The following is a 17,526-nucleotide window of genomic DNA, read 5'->3' as shown; positions in this document are numbered from 1 at the left end:
GCCCTAACCATGAAAGTCAAGAAGGCGTCAATCCGAACCAACCCTGGCGCGGCTATGTCCACGTGGCGCGAGCTAGTCAAGGCAGCGAGCGGCTTGCCAAAATGAAATGCGAAGATGCCGTGAGTTTTACCTATTATTATCCCTCCGGTCAGCAGTTAGGGCAGGTGTTCGTCTGTTGGTATCGGTTACGCGACGAGCGGTTGATGCCCTCTTTGGAAATCTTTGGCGAGGCTTGGTCGGCGATGGGCTACCTCTGGGATGTGGTCCAAGCCCTGGCAACGACGGATTACACCACTTTTACCCCTACCGCCCTCACCGATCTGCTCGAAAGAATGGGCTTCCAGGACATGACCCAATGACCATCCTCCAGACTTCCCACCGCCATGCCCTCATTGAGCGCGTCACCGGCGAGACCCAAGTGCGCGTGGAACTGGACCTAGACGGGCTGGGTTGTCATGTGATCCAGACCGGGGTGCCTTTTTTGGACCATATGTTGGCCCAACTCAGTACCCATGGTCTAGTGGACCTGAGTATTCAGGCTACAGGTGATACCCACATTGATGACCACCACACCAACGAAGATGTGGGTCTGGCCCTGGGTCAGGCTTTTTATCAGGCTCTCGGTGACCGCCGGGGCATTGAGAGATTCGGTCATTTTTTGGCACCCCTGGATGAAGCCTTGGTCCAGGTCGTACTCGATTTCTCGGGCCGTCCCCACCTCAGCTATGACCTCGCCCTGCCCACCCAGCGCGTCGGGACCTACGATACTCAGTTGGTACGCGAGTTTTACCAAGCCGTGGTCAATCAAGGCCAATTCACGCTCCATGTGCGTCAACTCGCGGGCCTCAACTCCCACCACATTATTGAGGCATCCTTCAAAGCCTTTGCCCGTGCCCTCAAATTAGCCATCACCCAGGACCCCCGCCGCCAAGGAGCCGTGCCCAGCACTAAGGGAGTCCTTTAACGGATTTAGCCGGCCTGTGGTAGCTACTCCAGCCGCTCATGCAAGCTGTCGCCATTGCCTATGGGCAATGGCGAGGGCGGGGTAGGGGCGGTAGCCTATAGCCAGCGGCGCACTCGCCCCTGATAGCGAGTGTAGGTCTCGCCGAATTTCTGCTTGAGATATTGCTCCTCGCGCTCAATCACGCCCCATTGCATCACCGTGACAACCAGGGGCAAGAGCAGGAGTGGGGCTAGCGCGTTGACCCAAAGCGATACGCCTACGTACAACAGGGTGAAGGCCAAATAAATTGGGTTGCGGCTGATCTGAAAAGGTCCATCTACCAGGAGAACCGTGGTCGGTGCATAGGGACTGACGTTAGTTTGTGCCTGCTTCATTGCCATTACTGCCCATATCCCCACCGCTAACCCCAGCCCCAGACTCAATGCACCCAAGCCCTGAGCCAGCCTGATGGGTAGGACCGGGACCGCGAGCCAACGGTGCAACAAAAGTCCTACGCTCAAGACACCAGCGTAGAGCAAGGGCGGCGACGCAATGACCCCGGGGTTATCCATTAGCTCTCTAAGCGGCGGTTGAAATCCTCAGCATCCAGGTCTCGCTGGTCTAACATCGCTTTGCCACTGTCGTAAATCCCCTCACCCAGCACTTCACGGCGGACAAAACCTTGGGCAAAGGTCAACTTCTCACGTAACCGGGCATCGGGTCGGCTCAGATAAACAGCCTGGTCCCGCCGGAGTCCATTGCGACGGGCGACCTGTTCATTGCGCGGACCTAACAAAAAGTAGCGCACGGCGGGGACGGTCAAAAACAATACCCCATAGACCCATAGGACCGGGCTGATATAGGCCAACCAAGCCAGGGAAGTGCGTTCTAGATACGGCCCGATCTGTTGGATCTCCCACCAGAGCCAAGTCGCTCCCGCCAAATTCGCCGCACCCAGTAGGCCCGCTAGGGTCAGGGTTCCCGTCGGGGCTTTCGAGAATTCCCAGGGCTGCTCTTCCAAGTAGGCATGGGTGGCAGGAGGACCCCTGTATCTTGGGCACTCACCTGGAGTTGGGGGAATTGGTAGACGAGCCCGCCCTGCTCGCTCACCTGGGGCTGACCATCAAACTTGACGAGGACCGGGAGCATATAATCCTCACGCTCATCAGTGGGTGTATCTAGGAAGGGTAGGACTTGTTCGGCGGCAATCACGCCTTGGTTACTGCGGATGGTACGGGCGACCTGTTGCCAGCGCAGTTCCTCTAGATTGGCATTGGGATCGCCATCGCCAAATAGGAAGGAGAACACGCCCTCTAGGAACCCGACGGGTTCGCCCTGTTCGTAACGTCGTCTCCGTTCTTGCTCGGGGTCGCGTCCATAATAAAATAGGTCAAAGGGGCTAAACCCGTACCAAAACCAGTACATCCCGCCGAAGTTTACATTGGGACCATCCCCATCCCGGTCGTCGCGGTTGGTGGAGATACTGATGGCAACTAGGGCGAGGGCAATAATCAGCAAGGATAAAATTAGCATCACGCCAAAAGAAATCCGCCCCAGATAAAGTAAGGTCTTTTTGGTAGATTGCCAAAGGGCTTGCCATTGGGCATTTTGTTCTTTTTGCGCGAGGACTGACCGCCACTGGGGGGTGAATTGATAGGCGATCTCGCCGGTCTCAGCGACTTGGAGGGAGCCACCAGCTTGACTTGCCATCAAGTTGAGTTCGCGCCGCGCCTCAATCACCGATAGGCCCGCCTCCGCTGCAATATCCCCCACGGAGACGCGGTAGCCTTGGCGTGTTACCGATTGCATCAACCGTTCTTGGGTGTCAGTCAGCATGGGGTTTACAGATAGGGGCCATAGCTCTGTTTTAGCACGGTCCTCCAGTCGGCCTGGGGTTACTTTATACTTGGCGAATATAGACAGAATAGAAACAGGATGGCGATGGGCATACTAAAAGGCTGGGTTTTTGCTGCGCTGCTGGGAACGATTATGCATGGGGACATTTTAATGGCGAAACCTTTGATGTATCCACGGACCGCGACGGTGGAACAAACCGATGTCTACCACGGGACAGTCGTGGCAGACCCGTACCGCTGGTTGGAGGATACGGATACCGCTGCAACGAAGGCGTGGGTCCAAGCCCAGAATGAACTGACTTTCCAGTACCTCGCTGGCATCCCGGAACGTACCCAGCTCAAGAAACGGCTCACCGCGCTTTGGGATTATGAGCGGTACGGGGTCCCCTTCCAGGAAGGCGGGCAGTATTTCTTCAGTAAAAATAGCGGCTTGCAGAATCAGGCAGTCCTCTATACCGCGACCAAACTCGGCGAGGCGGCACGCGTCCTGCTTGACCCCAACCAACTCTCTGCCGATGGGACTGTCGCCCTGACCGACTACGCCCTCAGCCAGGACGGGAAGTATCTGGCCTATGGGCTCTCGGCGGCGGGGTCCGATTGGCAGGAATGGCGGGTGCGCGAGGTGGCAACCGGACAGGACCGACCGGACCGCTTGAAGTGGGTGAAGTTCTCGGGGGCTAGTTGGACGCAGGACGGTCAAGGCTTCTTCTATGGTCGTTACGACGAGCCCAAACAGGAACTCCAGTCCGTCAACTACTACCAGAAGCTTTACTTTCATCGTCTTGGCACGGCCCAGAGTGAAGATGTCCTCATCTATGAACGCAAGGACGAAAAAGAATGGGGGTTCAGTGGGCAGGTGACCGATGACGGGCGTTATCTCATCATCTATGCCACTCAGGGGACCGACCCGCGCAACCGCATCTTTTACAAAGACCTCCAGGAGCCAACGAGTCCCGTGGTGGGCTTAGTGGAGCAGTTAGAGGCGGACTACCAATTCATTGACAATCAGGGCACGACCTTCTGGTTTAAGACGGACCAGTGCGCGACCCGGAGCCGGGTGATTGCCCTGGATATCACGCGCCCCACCGAACGTCAGGTCATCATCCCGGAAGCTCCCGAGACTTTGACGGGGGTGAGTTTAGTGGGCGGACATTTCATTGCCAGCTACCTCAAGGACGCCCGTGCCCAAGTGAAGGTTTTTGACCTGAAAGGACAGTTCCAGCGTGAGGTTAGTTTACCGGGGCTCGGGACGGTGATTGGTTTCCCAGGCAAACGCACGGATACAGAGACCTTCTATGCTTTTACAAGCTTTACCAGTCCGACGGTCATCTACCGCTATAACCCGACCACCGGGGTGAGTACGCCACTTTTCCAACCCAAGGTCACCTTTGACCCCAGCCGCTACACCACCGAACAGGTCTTCTACCCCAGCAAGGACGGGACCCGTGTGCCGATGTTCATCTCCTACAAGAAGGGGCTGAAGCTAGATGGCAATAACCCGACCTACCTCTATGGTTACGGGGGATTCAACATCTCGTTGACCCCGAGTTTCGCTCCTAGCAATCTGGTCTGGATGGAGATGGGCGGGGTCTACGCCGTTCCCAGCCTGCGGGGCGGGGGCGAATACGGTGAAGCGTGGCATCAAGCCGGGACCAAGCTCAACAAGCAAAATGTCTTTGATGATTTCATTGGAGCCGCCGAGTGGCTGATCCAGAACCGCTATACCCAGACCGCTAAACTGGCGATTGGCGGCGGGAGTAACGGCGGGCTTTTGGTGGGGGCGGTCATGACCCAACGGCCTGAGCTTTTTGGGGCGGCCCTCCCCGCCGTGGGGGTGTTGGATATGCTGCGCTTCCATAAGTTCACGATTGGTTGGGCCTGGGTCTCGGACTACGGTTCGGCGGAGGACGCCCAGCAATTTAAGGCCCTCTATGCCTACTCGCCCCTCCATCGGCTCAAACCGGGCCGCTACCCAGCCACCCTCGTGACTACAGCGGACCATGATGACCGAGTAGTACCCGCCCATAGTTTCAAGTTCGCGGCGACGCTGCAACAGGCACAGACGGGAACGGCTCCGGCCTTGATCCGCATTGAGACCAAGGCGGGGCATGGGGCGGGTAAACCCACGACCAAAATTATTGAGGAAGTGGCGGACCGCTGGGCTTTCTTGGTCCGTAACCTGGAGATGAAAGGAATCGAGTAAAACAGTTAGAATCAGTTTCACATCCAAAGAAAACCATGGCCGTTCCTGACTTGACCACTGACCACGTTGAACTGATGCGGCGCACGGAGACCGTCATCACCGCTGCGGAGAATCGCTACCGCATCACGGTGCAAATTGCTCAACGCGCCAAGCGGCGGCACTTTGAAGAAAGTACCCGCGATGAGGACGAGGACGGGCATATCAAACCCGTCGTCCAGGCTATTTACGAGATGTCCGAAGAACTCCTCACGCCTGAGATCCTTGCGGACTAAAACCCTGGGTGGTCCCCTGCTCATCGGTGGTGGCGGGGGCATTGCCCTTTATAAAGTTTGTACTCTCGTCTCCACGTGGGCAAAAACTACGGACCCGGTGCGGGTCGTGCTGACGGAGGCGGCCCAACGGTTTGTGACGCCGCTCACCTTTGCGGCCTTAGCACGGCACCCAACCTACACTGACCAGGACTTCTGGCAACCGAACCGGAGCCGACCCCTCCATATCGAATTAGGCACTTGGGCGGGGGTAATCCTGCTCGCGCCCCTAACCGCTCAGACCTTGGCGCGGTTGGCTCAGGGTTTAGCTGATGACCTATTGACGAATATTCTGCTGGCCTCCACTGTGCCCGTCGTCGCTGCCCCAGCCATGAATACAGCAATGTGGGAACAGGTGAGCGTCCAGCGTAATCTGCGGTTACTCCTTGAAGACCCGCGCTACCATCTGTTGCCCCCGACCATGGGACGGATGGCCTGTGACACCGTGGGGAGCGGGCGGATGGCTGAACCAGAAGAACTCTTGGCCTATACTCAGTCGCTATTTTGGACCCAGGGCCACCGCGACCTCATCGGCAAACGGGTTCTCATCAGTGGCGGTGGCACCCGTGAACCCCTGGACCCGGTGCGCTTTATCGGCAATCCCGCAACGGGACGGATGGCCTTAGCCCTCGCACGGGCCTGTTTTCATCGGGGGGCCGAGGTGACGCTAGTTCATGCTCCCCTGACGGAACCTGTACCGGATTTTATTCAAGCTCAGGCTGTCACCACCAGTGACCAGATGAAGCATGCTCTCCAACAAGCCTTCCCCGCCTGTGATTTGCTTTTGATGAATGCGGCTGTAGCCGATGTCCGCCCCAGTCAAAGCTACCCTCACAAACTCGCCAAGGCCGACCTCCCCAGCCAACTCGCCCTTGAACCCGTCCCGGATATCCTGAGTGAACTAGTCCCACTGCGCCGACCCCACCAAAAAATTATTGGTTTCGCGGCTCAAACTGGGGATATCCTCCCCCCCGCCTGGGCCAAACTGCACCGTAAAGGCGTGGATGCCCTCTTTGTAAACCCCGTGGATGAAGTAGATAGCGGATTTGCCACTACCCATAATCGCGGTTGGTTGTTACTGAGAACTGGCGTGAGCCACGAGTTCCCGTCCGCGCCTAAATTGGCTATCGCCCACCAGATCCTCGACGGTTTAGGTAGTATCTAGCCATAAAACACTCAGGAGCCGGAACTAGCATCACTAGGGCATGACAGACTGCACCTGCTCTAGCGTGAGCCCGAGGATGTGAGTAGTAGGGCGGGAACCATGGCCAAAGTAGGACTCATGAGAAAGCTAGGCTGTGTTCGCACAGATACGGTCACCAACCTAAAAAGCCGTCAGTCTGTACGGGAACTGCCTTCTAGGAGAATCTCTACTGCCTTGGTCCCCCACGAGTGGGGCGGAGGGGCCATTTAAGTACCGGGGAGGTCACGCAGATCCCCAAGATGGGTCCGGTCCGCTAGGGCTAACAGGAGTGGGCCGTGGGTCCCAAATTCGACGAGACTGATTGCACCCACGGGCATCCCTAGGCGGTACCGGAAGCGACCGACATCAATCCCCAATAGGCTACAGAGCAAGATCCTGAGGGTGGCTTTGTGGGAGACGACAAGGACATTACCCTGGGGGTGTTTTTGTTTGATCTCTTCAAGGACTGAGAGCACCCGGCTTGCAACCGTAACCGCAAGCTCCCCGCCCGTGGGGGGATACCAAGCCGGGTCTGCTAACCAGCGCAGGTAGTCATCATGGTAGGTCTGGTCCACTGCGTCCTTCGACTGGCCCTCCCACTGCCCGTAAGCAATCTCGCGTAGGCCATCCCGCACTTCCGGCTTGAGACTCAAGGCGGTACAGAGGGGCTGGGCCGTGGCTTGGGTGCGCTGCATCGGGCTGGTGTAGACCGCTTGCCAGGGTAAATGCTGGTAACTCGCACTGAAGGTCTGGGCCATCTGCTCCCCAGCGGCGGTCAAGGGCGGGTCAATCGAACCACAGAAGACATCTTCGCGGCTGAAAGTGGTCTGACCGTGGCGGAGTAAGTAGAGCTTGAGGGTCATGGCAGAACCAATGTGGAACTTTCCTATTTTCCCTTGCCATCAACCGCTATAGCGTTCCTCAGCCCAAGGTTCGCCGCGTCGGTGGTAGCCGTTGACTTCCCAAAAGCCGAGTTTTTCTTGTTCAGTAAACTCCAGGCCGTTCAGCCACTTGGCACTCTTCCAGGCGTAGAGATGGGGGACCAACAGGCGCAAGGGACCACCGTGTTCCGCCGGGATGGGTTCTTTAAAGAGGGAGGTAGCCAAGATATTCTCTTCTTTTAAAAAATCTTCTAAGGCAAGGTTGGTGGTGTAGCCGCCGTAGCTGTGTTCTAGGACGTGTTGGGCCTTGGGGTCTACTTCAATTAGTTTCATGAAGTCCAGGACCCGGACCCCGCGCCATTGCACATCCAGTTTGGACCAGCGGGTGACACAGTGGAAATCAGCGGTCAACTCGATCTGGGGCATGTCCTGAAAGTCTTGCCAAGTGAATTCTTTAACCGTTGCGAGGCCAAAAACTTTGAGCTGCCACTCGCGCATATTGATGCGGGGCGTGCTGCCGTAGGTCAGGACGGGGAAGCCGTTGGTCAGGTTTTGACCGGGCGGGACCCGGTTGGTGCGGTCTGGTGCGGAGGTTTTGAAGAGTTTGTCGAACATGGGGCTTCCCTGACGGCAATTTTTTCCATGATAGAGCAGGGGGCTAGGGGGCTCTGCTCTGACCCCGGATAGCGTAGCTAAGCCCATCTCTGCTTAAGCTAGACCCAATTCATCGCGGTGGATGGCTTGGGGCGTCACATCGGTTTGGGCGAGCGTGCTGAACCAAGTGGCGATATCGCTGGGGCGCACAACCGTACCGTCGTTGCGACAGAGCGCGCTGTAGGTGATGATGGCCCGACTGGGGGCACCTTCCACCAAGGCTAGGGCCAAGAGCCAAGCACGGGCCGGGAGGGTACGGATTTTCTGGGTCTTCTTGTGGAGGCGTTGGACGCTTAGATCCGGGTCCGCCAGCAAGTCCGCCACCAATTTCTCCCAGTCCAAGTCCACCTCCGCCACTAGGGTCAGGGTATAGCTCGCCCGGTCTAACAACTTGGCACAGGAATCCGCCCGTACCGGTAACTCCATCACCTCGTAGAGGGGTAGCGGTACCTGAGCCGCCAACTGTGCCCGGAAGCTCTCCGGCTCGACGACTTGACTCAACTCAAAGTCCACCCACTCCCCAGAACTGGTCATCCCCAGAGCCAGTGCCGAAGCCATTGTTACCCTGGGCAAGGGATGAAAACCCTCGGTGAAAGCAATCGGTAGACCCGCCCGCCGCAGGCCCCGCTCCCACAACCGCACCAAGTCCAGATGCCCCAGGAACCGCAACTCTCCCAACTTGCCAAACCGGACCCGCAACCGCTGGACGACCTGGGTGGGTAAAGGCTTATCCCGGTTCACCGGGGGCATCGGCGCGGGAGCCAGGACGATATTACTGCCGAAGTCCTCGCCACAGATTCCGCAGTGCGAACAACTATCAAAGGAGCAATCCGGGACGACCTGCGCGGCAAGAGCCTGTTCATAGTCCCGTTGCAGCCAGTCTTTCGCAATTCCGGTATCGATGAAATCCCAGGGCAACGGCGCATCCAGGGCGGGTCCGGTCACATCCGCCGTCAACCCGTGTTCAGCTAAAGCCTGGTTCCAACTCGCCCAGGCCCGGTCTAGGTCCGCAAACCCCGCCAGCCCCGCTCCTAATTGCCAAGCGCGTAAAACCACCCCCGCAAACTCCCGTCCGGCCCGCCCCGCCACATCTTCGAGGGCCGACAGTCGGTAGTCCGTGTAGTTCACCTTGACCCCGCGCAACCCCCGGAAGGCCCGCTTCAATAGGGCATGCTTGCGCTCGAACTCACTATTACTGACCGTATGCCACTGGAAAGGCGTGTGGGGTTTGGGGGTGAAATTGGAGATGGTGAGCGTACATTCCAGCTTGCGCCGCCCCGGTTCCCGGCACTCCTGCTGTAACCAAGCCACGGTTTCTGCAATCCCAAGCACATCCTCGTCCGTCTCCGTCGGCAGCCCAATCATGAAATAGAGCTTCACCGCGTCCCAGCCCTCTTGGTAGGCCGTCTTTACGCCGCGTAAGAGTTCTTCATTCGTCAGTCCCTTATTGATGACATCCCGTAACCTTTGGGTACCGGCCTCCGGTGCGAAGGTCAGGCCCGTACGCCGGGTTCCACCAATGATCTGGGCCAACTCCGGGGAGAAACGGTCTACCCGCTGCGAGGGCAAGCTCAAGGAAATGCCCTGCCCCGCCAAGTCATTCTGGAGCGTCGCCCCCACGGTATTAAGTGAGAGATAGTCTGAGCAGGACAGAGACAACAGGGAGAATTCGCTGTACCCCGTCTGCTGGAGCCCGCTCTCAATGGTCTGGACCACTTCCGCCGGGTCCACATCCCGCGCCGGACGGGTCAACATCCCCGGCTGACAAAACCGACAACCCCTCGTACAACCGCGCCGCACCTCAATGGCGAGTCGGTCATGAACGGTTTGAACTAGGGGCACCAAGCCAATCGAGAACCGTGGTAACGGGGGAGCCACCCGCCGCAAGACTCGCTCTGGAACCCGCGCTAAAGGCCGGGGCGGGACGGTGGATTGATAGAACTGGGGCACATACACCCCCGGCACTTGGGCCAAGTCCAATAGAAGTTCCTCCCGGCTGAGTCCGGCCTGTTTCCCTTCTTCCAGGACCAGCCCAATTTCCGGTAGGACCTCTTCACCATCACCCAGTACAAAGAAATCAAAGAACGCCCAGTAGGGTTCCGGGTTAGAGGTCGCTGTCGGTCCCCCGGCGAAAATCAACGGGTCTCCCGCCCCCCGCTCCGCCGCAAAGAGGGGAATCTGGCTCAGGTCCAGCATCTCTAGGACATTCGTTGCCCCCAATTCGTAGGCCAACGAGAACCCAATCAGGTCAAAATCCCGTAACCCCCGCCGCGACTCCACGGCAAAGAGCGGGGTCTGGGTCGTCCGCAACCGCTCCGCAAAATCAGTCCCCGGTAGATAGGCCCGGTCACAGAGTTGGCGCGGTTGGGTATTCAGGATGTTGTAAAGGATGATGTGGCCCAGATTCGAGGCCCCGACTTCGTAGAGTTCAGGATAGGTCAAGACCCAGCGCACCGTGCAGTCCGCCCAGGGTTTATGAAATGCCCCCCGTTCATTGCCCAAGTAGCGGCCCGGAGTCTGGATCTCAGCCGAAAGAATTGTATCAAGGGCAATCGTGGGCATCGGTGGGTCCGCTAATATCTGTCAGTTTAGCCCACCGCCCATTCCTCAACGCTCCAGGAGGTCCTTGACCACAGCGGCAATCTGGGGGTGGGGGTCCTGGGCTAGGTAGCGCAGGGCTTCACGGGCTTTGGCGGTCTCGGGGTCACTGGAAGCTTTGGCAATCTCAGCTAGGGCAATCGCCACTTTCAAACGGACTAACCAATCCGACGATTCAATATAGGGCAAGAGCCAGGGAATCGCCCGCGCTTGGCCCACTTCCCCCAACGCTCCGATGGCGGCTTGTTCCATCAGTTCATTTTTGGACTGGAGAGCGGTGACGAATAAATCGTAGGCTCTGGGGTCCGCGAGGTTGCCCAGGGAGACTAGGGCACTGTACTGGACAATCCATTCCGTGTCTTCGTAGTAGGCCCGTGCCAGATATTCCCAAGCGCGGGGGTCCTGGAGTGCCCCCAAGGCTCCAGCAGCATCGGCGCGTACGCCTTGGTCCAGATCGGCTTGCAGAGCTTGGATAAGGAGAGTGAAAGCGGTCTCAGAAGGCTTTTTGCCCAAGAGCATACAAGTGTAGGAGCGCATTTGAACGTGTTCGTCACGGATGGTCACGGCGGCTAAGGGAGCCACTTCCTCAGGGGTAGCATTGCGTAAAGTCAAAAGAGCCTGGACCCGACGCTTGAAGTCCGGGTCTTGCAACTGGGTCAAGAGGTCGTTCATTGTTTTTTACAATTCTTAACAATCAGTCTAACTGTTTCGGCTGCGTCCCAAGCCTTCCTCTGGTTGAGTCTATTGGGCTGAATGGGGTAAAGTAACAAGTGTTGCACCCGACCCTGGCTTGGACGTTATACGGCTAGAAGCGGTCTCGCTATGGCGGCGGACCCAGGAAGAATTCTCCTACGACCTCAAAACGACCATCTTCGCTTTGCTGGATGGCAGATACCGCAAGCCGAGCAAAAAACAGGTCCTTAATCAAGTAGACTTGAGGATCCAGGCGGGCGAAAAAGTCGGGCTGATTGGAGCCAATGGGTCTGGGAAGTCTACCCTACTTAAATTGATTAGCGGCATCCTCAAACCTACTTCCGGCAAGGTCACGGTCCGGGGCGAGATTGCGCCTTTGATTGAATTGGGGGCGGGTTTCGATATAGACCTATCCGTACAGGACAACATCGTTCTCTACGGCGTATTGCTGGGCTTCTCGGGACGGACGATGACCCAACGCACCCCCGCCATTTTGGAATTTGCTGAGTTGAATGAATATAGTAATATGCCCGTGAAAGCGTTGTCCTCGGGGATGGTAGCCCGGTTGGGGTTCGCCATTGCCACGGAGGTCCAGCCGGATATTTTGATTCTCGATGAAGTCCTCTCTGTCGGGGATGAACGGTTTAAAAATAAATGCCAACAACGGCTAGAACGCTTCTGGCGAGCGAACTCCACAGTGTTGGTAGTCTCTCATGACCTGGATTATGTGCGGCGTTCCTGTGACCGAGTTTGTTGGCTAGACCGGGGCCAGGTCCACTTCAATGGCGACCCCCGCGAAGGGAGTACCCGTTATCTCGATACCGTCCAGCCTCAGGGCGAGGTCCCCCGCTGATAGTGCTTCAAAGGGGGTGACAGGCTGATGTAAACCATCCCGCTAACTCTTAGAAAGTCCGTCCCTGCGCCACTTGCGCCACACTCAAGCCCAGAATCTGAGCTATCTCCTCAACACTGAAACCACGCGCTAACAGGGCAGGGACTGCTTCTAGCTTGCCTTCTTCCCTACCTGCCAGCTTGCCCTCTTGTAGGGCCTCTTGGTAAACCCGCGTTTCTTTTAGGCCATCCAGCTTGAGCATTGCTTCAATCTCCTCTCGTGAAAGCGTCGGGAATTTGTACACCATCACCGTTTCAATTAATTCTAGTATTCCTTTGAGGGGGAGTACTTCTAGATATTGACGACGCGCCAAAGCTATCAAAGCTTGGGCCTGTTGTGGAGCCGCTTGTGGCTTGGCAACCACTAGGCGGATCAGCCCTACCCCTACGGTGGTTGGGTGCTCCAGTTCCTCAAGATACACTCGACGGACGAGCGGACTTGCTAATAGAAGAGCGCATCAGTTTTCAATAGTCTCTCCCTGTTGAACCGACGCTTTTGGCGCAAACACTCTTTAGTACAGGTAGTGTACTGTCTAAGTGGGTCCGGATGTTCGAGAGGGATAAGCTGATACAGCTAGCCATTACGATGAATGACCCTACTTCCTGGCAAATCCCCCCCCACTTTCCCGTCCTGACGACCCAAGAAGTGCAGGTGTGGCGGGTAGACCTCCGCGCACCGGACCAAGACTGGCATCATCTGCTCTCCCTAGAGGAACAAGCGCGAGCGGCGAAATTCTCTGGTGAACAACGGCGGAGCGATTTTCGGACGGGGCGGGGCGTCCTGCGTTGGTTGTTGGGCCGCTATCTAAATCAGGACCCCCGCGAGTTGCAGTTTAGCTATGGTCCCCAGGGGAAGCCGGATTTGGAACCACCAGGACAATTAAGGTTCAACCTCGCCCATGCCCACGGGCTTGCTCTTTACGCCTTCGCCTGGAACCGAGCCGTGGGGGTAGATCTTGAGTACCTGCGTTCCGTGCGGCTAGAGCGGATTGTGGCCCGGTGTTTCGCGCCCGTGGAGATTGAATTTTTTCAACAACTGCCGGACCAGGCGCGGGAACCGGCTTTTTTCAACGGCTGGACCCGCAAGGAAGCTTACCTCAAAGCCCTCGGTCGGGGTCTTACCGTGCCCCTGAGCCAATGCCCAGTCAGTCTAGATGAACCAGCGCGGTTCCTGGACCCCGATTTGGCTGCCCAGTGGTCCCTCCTCACCCTCAACCCCGGTCCCGGCTACATCGGTGCCTTGGTGGTGCAAGGTCAGCTTCCTGAATGTACCCAGTGGCAGTGGCAACCGGGAATCGCCTGAGTTCGAGAAACATGGCATAGTGGAATTCGAGACGGGTGCAGCCTATGTTTGAGGCTCTGACAGAGAAATTTGAATCTGCCTTCAAGTCCATCAAGGGCGAAGGCAAACTGACGGAGCAGAATATCGCTGAACCTGTCAGGACCGTGCGCCGCGCTCTGCTTGAAGCCGATGTCAACCTGCAAATTGTCAAACAGTTTGAGGGTCACATCAAAGAGAAGGCGCTCGGCAAAGAAGTCCTGCTCCACCTCTCCCCGGCCCAGCAGTTTATGCACGTGGTCTACCAAGAACTTGTGGAGTTGATGGGCGAGGCCAATGTTCCCCTCGCCAAAACCAGCCCCCGGATAGGCGATAAACCCGTCGTCGTCCTCATGGCGGGTCTCCAGGGAGCCGGGAAAACCACCGCCTGCGCCAAACTCGCCCTCTTCCTCAAAAAAGAAAAACTTAAAGTCCTCCTCACCGCCTGTGACGTTTACCGTCCCGCCGCCATTGACCAACTCCTGACCCTAGGCCGCCAGATCCAAACCCCGGTCTACAGCGAGGGCACGGACGCTCGCCCCGTGGACATCGCCCGTAATGCCCTCAGTCAGGCCCAAGAACAGAATTTTGATGTCCTGATTGTGGACACCGCCGGACGGCTCCAGATTGACGAGACCTTGATGGGTGAATTGGTCCAGATTAAAGAAGTTCTCCAGCCCGACGAAGTGTTGTTAGTCGTAGATGCCATGACCGGGCAGGAGGCCGCCAACCTCACCCGCAGTTTCCATGAGCGCATCGGGATCACGGGCGCGGTCTTGACCAAGATGGACGGCGATACCTTGGGCGGAGCCGCCCTTTCGGTGCGTCAGATTTCCGGGCAACCGATTAAATTCATCGGGGTCGGTGAAAAAGTCGAAGCCCTCCAGCCCTTCTACCCCGAGCGGATGGCTTCTCGCATCCTGGGCAGTGGCGATATCCTCACCCTGGTCGAACGAGCCCAGGAAGAAATTGACATCACCGATGCCAAACAGATGGAAGAAAAGATCCTCAAAGCCCAGTTCAACCTGGAGGACTTTGTGGGTCAGATGCGGATGATTAAGCGGATGGGCTCCCTGGGCGGGGTCCTAAAGATGATCCCCGGCATGAACAAGATCAGCGACGACCAGATTGAGCAGGGTGAAGTGCAACTCAAGCGCACCGAAGCCATGATTAACTCGATGACCCGTGAAGAGCGCAAGAATCCTGGTATCATAGATAATGCCCGAAAACGGCGCGTTGCTAAAGGGTCTGGGGTGAGTATTCAGGACGTGGGCAAAATGCTCAACGATTTTGAAACCATGCGGACCATGATGCAGCAGTTTGGTCAGATGGGGGGTATGGGCGGCGGGGCACCCGGAGTATCTGGTGGTCCTCGACTCCCGCGTCCTTCCAGTCTCGGACCTAGCTGGCGCGGTCAAGGCAAACCCCGGCCTCCCAAGGGCGGGGACAAAAAGAAAAAAGGCAAGGGCTTCGGTAAATAGCCCGTTGCCATCAGGAGGTGAATCGCTATCGTTTCCATCCGTCTCAAACGGCTCGGTGCCAAACGCCGTCCAGTCTACCGTATTGTCGTCGCCGATGGGCGCACCCGGCGCAATGGCTCGACCCTGGCCCAGATTGGGTTTTATAACCCCCGGGCCAATGTAATCAAAGGGGAGACCGCCCTCACCCTGGATGTGGAAGCCGCCCGTCTCTGGTTAGAGCGGGGTGCCCAACCCACCGAAACCGTCCTCGCCCTGATGCGTCGTGCCCAAGTGTTTGCTGTCCAGCCCGTCGGTACCTAACCTTGTTGCCAAATTATCCCGAACTGGTTAAATTCCTGGTCTCCCCACTGCTTGATGACCCTTCTTTGCTCCTCGTGGATGCAGAAAGTACCCTCAACAATCAACGGATTTGGCTGAGGGTCAGTTTTGCCGCTGGTGATAAGGGGAAGGTCTTCGGGCGGGGTGGACGGACGATCCAGGCCATCCGCTACATCCTCGAAGCCGCCGCTCGCACCCATAACCAGCAAGTCCACATGGAGATCTTCGAGTAATCGAGATGTCCAAGCCCCTAGGATTTTGAGGAGGTGAATGGTAGGTGACGGAAGTCCGTCTTGGCGAAAATGAGTCTATTGAGTCCGCGTTAAAACGCTTCAAAAAGAAGATTCAAAAGGCTGGAATTCTCTCGGAAATCAAGCGACGTGAACGCTACGAAAAACCGAGTGTCCGCAAAAAACGTAAGTCTGAAGCAGCCCGTAAACGGCGACGCTAATTCTTAGCAATGAAGCTCCAGGCTACTTCAGACCTGGAGCTTTTCGTAGACAGACTGTTAGCATAAAAGACGGTCAGGTTTGTCACCATGGGTCAGCAACTCAACGAAAAAATTGTCGTGGGACTCTCGGGCGGGGTGGATAGCTCGGTGGCAGCGGCCCTCTTGACCCAGCAGCCCTATCGCGTATTTGGCTTGACCCTCTGGTTGATGGCGGGTAAGGGTTCCTGTTGTTCCGATGGGATGAAAGATGCGGCCCGGGTCTGTGAAACCCTCGCTATTCCCCATCAGATTGTGGATGTGCGCGAACAATTTGAAAAAACCATCATTGATTTTGTGGTCGAGGGTTATCAGTCCGGGGTTACGCCCTTGCCCTGTTCCCGCTGTAACCGTGAGCTTAAGTTTGGCCTGATGCTGAATCACTGCCGTCAAGTCCTCGGGGTGACTAAACTTGCCACGGGCCACTACGCCCGCACGGAGTTCGACCCGGTAAGCGGGCGGCATCAACTGCGGCGAGCCGTGGACCGGACTAAGGACCAATCCTATTTCCTCTATGAATTAAGCCAAGACCAGTTATCGGCGGCGGTTTTTCCCTTGGGTGAGATGACCAAGACTGAGACGCGCCGGGTGGCGGCTGAACTGGGTCTCACCGTGGCGACCAAGCCCGAGAGCATGGACCTCTGCTTGGTTGAAGCGGCGGGTTCGATGCGTAACTTCTTGGATGAACATATTGAGCCGATATCCGGTGAGATTGTAGATACGACCGGTCGGGTCTTGGGCCACCATGACGGGGCACATCACTACACCATTGGTCAGCGCAAGGGTCTGGGGATTGCCGCGAGTACGCCCCTCTACGTGCTGGCGATCGATACCAAGGCTAACCGGGTGCTGGTCGGGAGCCGCCCAGAGGGTTATCAGACCCGTTGTGAAGTGCGTCAGGTGAATTGGGTCTCCATCGCCGCACCCAGTACCCCCATCGCCTGTACCGCCCAAATCCGCTACCGTGCTGAACCTGCTCCCGTGACCCTGATTCCCCACAGTGAGGGGATTACCCTTGAATTCGCGGAACCCCAGTTTGGGATCACGCCCGGTCAGGCGGCGGTCTGGTATGACGGGGACCGAGTGTTGGGTGGGGGGATCATCATCCACTGACCGGCTGGGGAGAGAATGTTATCTTGTATGAATTGTCACGTGCCGCGCCCATGAAGCCAGTGGATTACTATCAAGTCCTCGGTGTTCCCGCGACCGCCCGTGACCATGAGATCCGACAAGCCTACCGTCAGTTATGCCGTGAATATCATCCCGATACCACGACACTCTCCCAAGCGGAAGCCCTAGAGAAATTCTTGGTTCTCAATGAGGCTTATACCACCCTCAACCATCCGGTCAAAAGAACACGCTACGATCAAGCCCGGATTGCCCGCGCTATCGAACTCACCCGCGTCCCAACCCCGGTGCCTAGTCCCCGCCCGACTACCTTCGATATCCAAGAGCGGGCCTTATCGAGTACGGAGTTATTTGCCTTGTTTATCTTGGGATTTGCCTTCTTAGCTTCTTTGCTGCTAGTAGGATTTGTCAGTTTGACCAAGGGTTATTGACGGTGATAAAAATTTATGAAAACAATGAGCTACTTTACTGAACTTGTGCGCGTTATTAAATAGGGTAGCAGACCAAGTAAATCACAATCGGAGAAGGTCAATGTCTCAATACGAATTGATGTTGCATCCCCCCGGCGGCGGTGGGGGTACAGG

At 57.0% G+C, this 17,526-nt stretch carries 20 protein-coding genes and 1 pseudogene; 13 read left to right on the top strand and 8 right to left on the bottom strand.

Annotation, left to right across the window (positions count from 1 at the left end):
* A partial coding sequence (locus tag HFM78_RS02115; RefSeq protein WP_287127761.1) for a hypothetical protein occupies positions 1 to 359 on the top strand: 359 nt, incomplete at its 5' end.
* A complete protein-coding gene (gene hisB, locus HFM78_RS02110; RefSeq protein ID WP_287127760.1) occupies positions 356 to 964 on the top strand; it encodes an imidazoleglycerol-phosphate dehydratase HisB in 609 nt (202 codons plus the stop codon). The genes HFM78_RS02115 and hisB, both read left to right, overlap by 4 nt.
* Positions 965 to 1,059: 95 nt before the next feature.
* On the opposite strand, the gene HFM78_RS02105 is transcribed toward hisB, so the two are convergent.
* Genes HFM78_RS02105 through HFM78_RS02095 form a run of 3 tightly spaced genes read right to left on the bottom strand, consistent with a single transcriptional unit; the run spans position 1,060 to position 2,779 of the window.
* Positions 1,060 to 1,515 carry an isoprenylcysteine carboxylmethyltransferase family protein gene (locus HFM78_RS02105; RefSeq protein ID WP_287127759.1) on the bottom strand — a complete coding sequence of 152 codons (456 nt, stop codon included), beginning with the start codon at positions 1,513 to 1,515 and terminating at the stop codon, positions 1,060 to 1,062.
* Positions 1,515 to 1,964 carry a hypothetical protein gene (locus HFM78_RS02100; protein WP_287127758.1) on the bottom strand — a complete coding sequence of 150 codons (450 nt, stop codon included), beginning with the start codon at positions 1,962 to 1,964 and terminating at the stop codon, positions 1,515 to 1,517. Before HFM78_RS02100 ends, HFM78_RS02105 begins: the two co-directional genes overlap by 1 nt.
* A complete protein-coding gene (locus tag HFM78_RS02095) occupies positions 1,916 to 2,779 on the bottom strand; it encodes a hypothetical protein (protein ID WP_287127757.1) in 864 nt (287 codons plus the stop codon). The genes HFM78_RS02100 and HFM78_RS02095 overlap by 49 nt, the downstream gene beginning before the upstream one ends.
* Before the next feature lie 171 nt (positions 2,780 to 2,950).
* On the opposite strand from HFM78_RS02095, the gene HFM78_RS02090 reads away from it, so the two are divergent.
* From HFM78_RS02090 to coaBC, 3 genes are read left to right on the top strand one after another with little or no spacing between them, the layout of a single operon-like run.
* Positions 2,951 to 5,002 carry a prolyl oligopeptidase family protein gene (locus tag HFM78_RS02090; RefSeq protein WP_287127756.1) on the top strand — a complete coding sequence of 684 codons (2,052 nt, stop codon included), beginning with the start codon at positions 2,951 to 2,953 and terminating at the stop codon, positions 5,000 to 5,002.
* A gap of 35 nt (positions 5,003 to 5,037) precedes the next feature.
* Positions 5,038 to 5,274: a DNA-directed RNA polymerase subunit omega gene (locus HFM78_RS02085; RefSeq protein ID WP_287127755.1), complete on the top strand. Its 237-nt coding sequence runs from the start codon at positions 5,038 to 5,040 to the stop codon at positions 5,272 to 5,274.
* Positions 5,264 to 6,475 (top strand): bifunctional phosphopantothenoylcysteine decarboxylase/phosphopantothenate--cysteine ligase CoaBC, encoded by a 1,212-nt coding sequence (gene coaBC, locus HFM78_RS02080; RefSeq protein WP_287127754.1) that lies wholly within the window; start codon positions 5,264 to 5,266, stop codon positions 6,473 to 6,475. The genes HFM78_RS02085 and coaBC overlap by 11 nt, the downstream gene beginning before the upstream one ends.
* A gap of 245 nt (positions 6,476 to 6,720) precedes the next feature.
* Here the strand turns inward: coaBC and HFM78_RS02075 are convergent, their stop codons facing one another.
* The 4 genes from HFM78_RS02075 to HFM78_RS02060 form a co-directional block, all read right to left on the bottom strand.
* Positions 6,721 to 7,356 (bottom strand): histidine phosphatase family protein, encoded by a 636-nt coding sequence (locus HFM78_RS02075; RefSeq protein ID WP_287127753.1) that lies wholly within the window; start codon positions 7,354 to 7,356, stop codon positions 6,721 to 6,723.
* Between the two features lie 39 nt (positions 7,357 to 7,395).
* Positions 7,396 to 7,989: a sulfite oxidase-like oxidoreductase gene (locus HFM78_RS02070; RefSeq protein ID WP_287127752.1), complete on the bottom strand. Its 594-nt coding sequence runs from the start codon at positions 7,987 to 7,989 to the stop codon at positions 7,396 to 7,398.
* Positions 7,990 to 8,082: 93 nt separating this feature from the next.
* Positions 8,083 to 10,590: a TIGR03960 family B12-binding radical SAM protein gene (locus HFM78_RS02065; RefSeq protein WP_287127751.1), complete on the bottom strand. Its 2,508-nt coding sequence runs from the start codon at positions 10,588 to 10,590 to the stop codon at positions 8,083 to 8,085.
* 45 nt (positions 10,591 to 10,635) lie between these two features.
* Positions 10,636 to 11,298, bottom strand: a complete 663-nt coding sequence (locus HFM78_RS02060) for a HEAT repeat domain-containing protein (protein ID WP_287127750.1) — start codon at positions 11,296 to 11,298, stop codon at positions 10,636 to 10,638.
* Positions 11,299 to 11,416: 118 nt separating this feature from the next.
* On the opposite strand from HFM78_RS02060, the gene HFM78_RS02055 reads away from it, so the two are divergent.
* Positions 11,417 to 12,172, top strand: a complete 756-nt coding sequence (locus tag HFM78_RS02055; protein WP_287127749.1) for an ABC transporter ATP-binding protein — start codon at positions 11,417 to 11,419, stop codon at positions 12,170 to 12,172.
* 49 nt (positions 12,173 to 12,221) lie between these two features.
* Here HFM78_RS02055 and HFM78_RS02050 read toward each other — a convergent pair.
* Positions 12,222 to 12,647: pseudogene (locus tag HFM78_RS02050) on the bottom strand (Rpn family recombination-promoting nuclease/putative transposase); the annotation flags it as partial.
* Between the two features lie 149 nt (positions 12,648 to 12,796).
* On the opposite strand from HFM78_RS02050, the gene HFM78_RS02045 reads away from it, so the two are divergent.
* The 7 genes from HFM78_RS02045 to HFM78_RS02015 all read left to right on the top strand — a co-directional run bounded on the left by HFM78_RS02045 (position 12,797) and on the right by HFM78_RS02015 (position 17,373).
* Complete coding sequence (locus tag HFM78_RS02045) at positions 12,797 to 13,513, top strand: 4'-phosphopantetheinyl transferase superfamily protein (RefSeq protein ID WP_287127748.1); 717 nt, start codon at positions 12,797 to 12,799, stop codon at positions 13,511 to 13,513.
* Between the two features lie 44 nt (positions 13,514 to 13,557).
* Positions 13,558 to 15,009 carry a signal recognition particle protein gene (gene ffh / locus HFM78_RS02040; protein WP_287127747.1) on the top strand — a complete coding sequence of 484 codons (1,452 nt, stop codon included), beginning with the start codon at positions 13,558 to 13,560 and terminating at the stop codon, positions 15,007 to 15,009.
* Between the two features lie 27 nt (positions 15,010 to 15,036).
* Positions 15,037 to 15,309 carry a 30S ribosomal protein S16 gene (gene rpsP, locus HFM78_RS02035; RefSeq protein ID WP_396033177.1) on the top strand — a complete coding sequence of 91 codons (273 nt, stop codon included), beginning with the start codon at positions 15,037 to 15,039 and terminating at the stop codon, positions 15,307 to 15,309.
* A gap of 2 nt (positions 15,310 to 15,311) precedes the next feature.
* On the top strand, positions 15,312 to 15,560 hold the full coding sequence (locus HFM78_RS02030; protein WP_287127746.1) for a KH domain-containing protein: 249 nt from the start codon (positions 15,312 to 15,314) through the stop codon (positions 15,558 to 15,560).
* 44 nt (positions 15,561 to 15,604) lie between these two features.
* On the top strand, positions 15,605 to 15,778 hold the full coding sequence (gene rpsU, locus HFM78_RS02025; protein WP_287127745.1) for a 30S ribosomal protein S21: 174 nt from the start codon (positions 15,605 to 15,607) through the stop codon (positions 15,776 to 15,778).
* Between the two features lie 87 nt (positions 15,779 to 15,865).
* Positions 15,866 to 16,927, top strand: coding sequence for a tRNA 2-thiouridine(34) synthase MnmA (mnmA, locus tag HFM78_RS02020; protein WP_287127744.1), 1,062 nt, complete (start codon positions 15,866 to 15,868; stop codon positions 16,925 to 16,927).
* Between the two features lie 50 nt (positions 16,928 to 16,977).
* A complete protein-coding gene (locus HFM78_RS02015) occupies positions 16,978 to 17,373 on the top strand; it encodes a J domain-containing protein (RefSeq protein ID WP_287127743.1) in 396 nt (131 codons plus the stop codon).
* The last annotated feature ends 153 nt before the right edge of the window (positions 17,374 to 17,526 follow it).

The sequence above is a fragment of the Candidatus Cyanaurora vandensis genome (genome assembly GCF_013285555.1).
Classification (GTDB): Bacteria; Cyanobacteriota; Cyanobacteriia; order Gloeobacterales; family Anthocerotibacteraceae; genus Cyanaurora; species Cyanaurora vandensis.
The sequence above is the reverse complement of the archived record's forward strand: the minus strand, read 5'-3'. Positions and strand labels throughout refer to the sequence as shown.

Bases quoted from the DNA above. Each gene is read 5' to 3' on its own strand.
- HFM78_RS02105 (WP_287127759.1), bottom strand. From the start codon at position 1,515: ATGGATAACCCCGGGGTCATTGCGTCGCCGCCCTTGCTCTACGCTGGT.
- HFM78_RS02070 (WP_287127752.1), bottom strand. From the start codon at position 7,989: ATGTTCGACAAACTCTTCAAAACCTCCGCACCAGACCGCACCAACCGG.
- HFM78_RS02095 (WP_287127757.1), bottom strand. From the start codon at position 2,779: ATGCTGACTGACACCCAAGAACGGTTGATGCAATCGGTAACACGCCAA.
- HFM78_RS02090 (WP_287127756.1), top strand. From the start codon at position 2,951: ATGGCGAAACCTTTGATGTATCCACGGACCGCGACGGTGGAACAAACC.
- HFM78_RS02075 (WP_287127753.1), bottom strand. From the start codon at position 7,356: ATGACCCTCAAGCTCTACTTACTCCGCCACGGTCAGACCACTTTCAGC.
- mnmA (WP_287127744.1), top strand. From the start codon at position 15,866: ATGGGTCAGCAACTCAACGAAAAAATTGTCGTGGGACTCTCGGGCGGG.
- hisB (WP_287127760.1), top strand. From the start codon at position 356: ATGACCATCCTCCAGACTTCCCACCGCCATGCCCTCATTGAGCGCGTC.
- HFM78_RS02060 (WP_287127750.1), bottom strand. From the start codon at position 11,298: ATGAACGACCTCTTGACCCAGTTGCAAGACCCGGACTTCAAGCGTCGG.
- HFM78_RS02065 (WP_287127751.1), bottom strand. From the start codon at position 10,590: ATGCCCACGATTGCCCTTGATACAATTCTTTCGGCTGAGATCCAGACT.
- HFM78_RS02015 (WP_287127743.1), top strand. From the start codon at position 16,978: ATGAAGCCAGTGGATTACTATCAAGTCCTCGGTGTTCCCGCGACCGCC.
- ffh (WP_287127747.1), top strand. From the start codon at position 13,558: ATGTTTGAGGCTCTGACAGAGAAATTTGAATCTGCCTTCAAGTCCATC.
- HFM78_RS02085 (WP_287127755.1), top strand. From the start codon at position 5,038: ATGGCCGTTCCTGACTTGACCACTGACCACGTTGAACTGATGCGGCGC.
- HFM78_RS02045 (WP_287127748.1), top strand. From the start codon at position 12,797: ATGAATGACCCTACTTCCTGGCAAATCCCCCCCCACTTTCCCGTCCTG.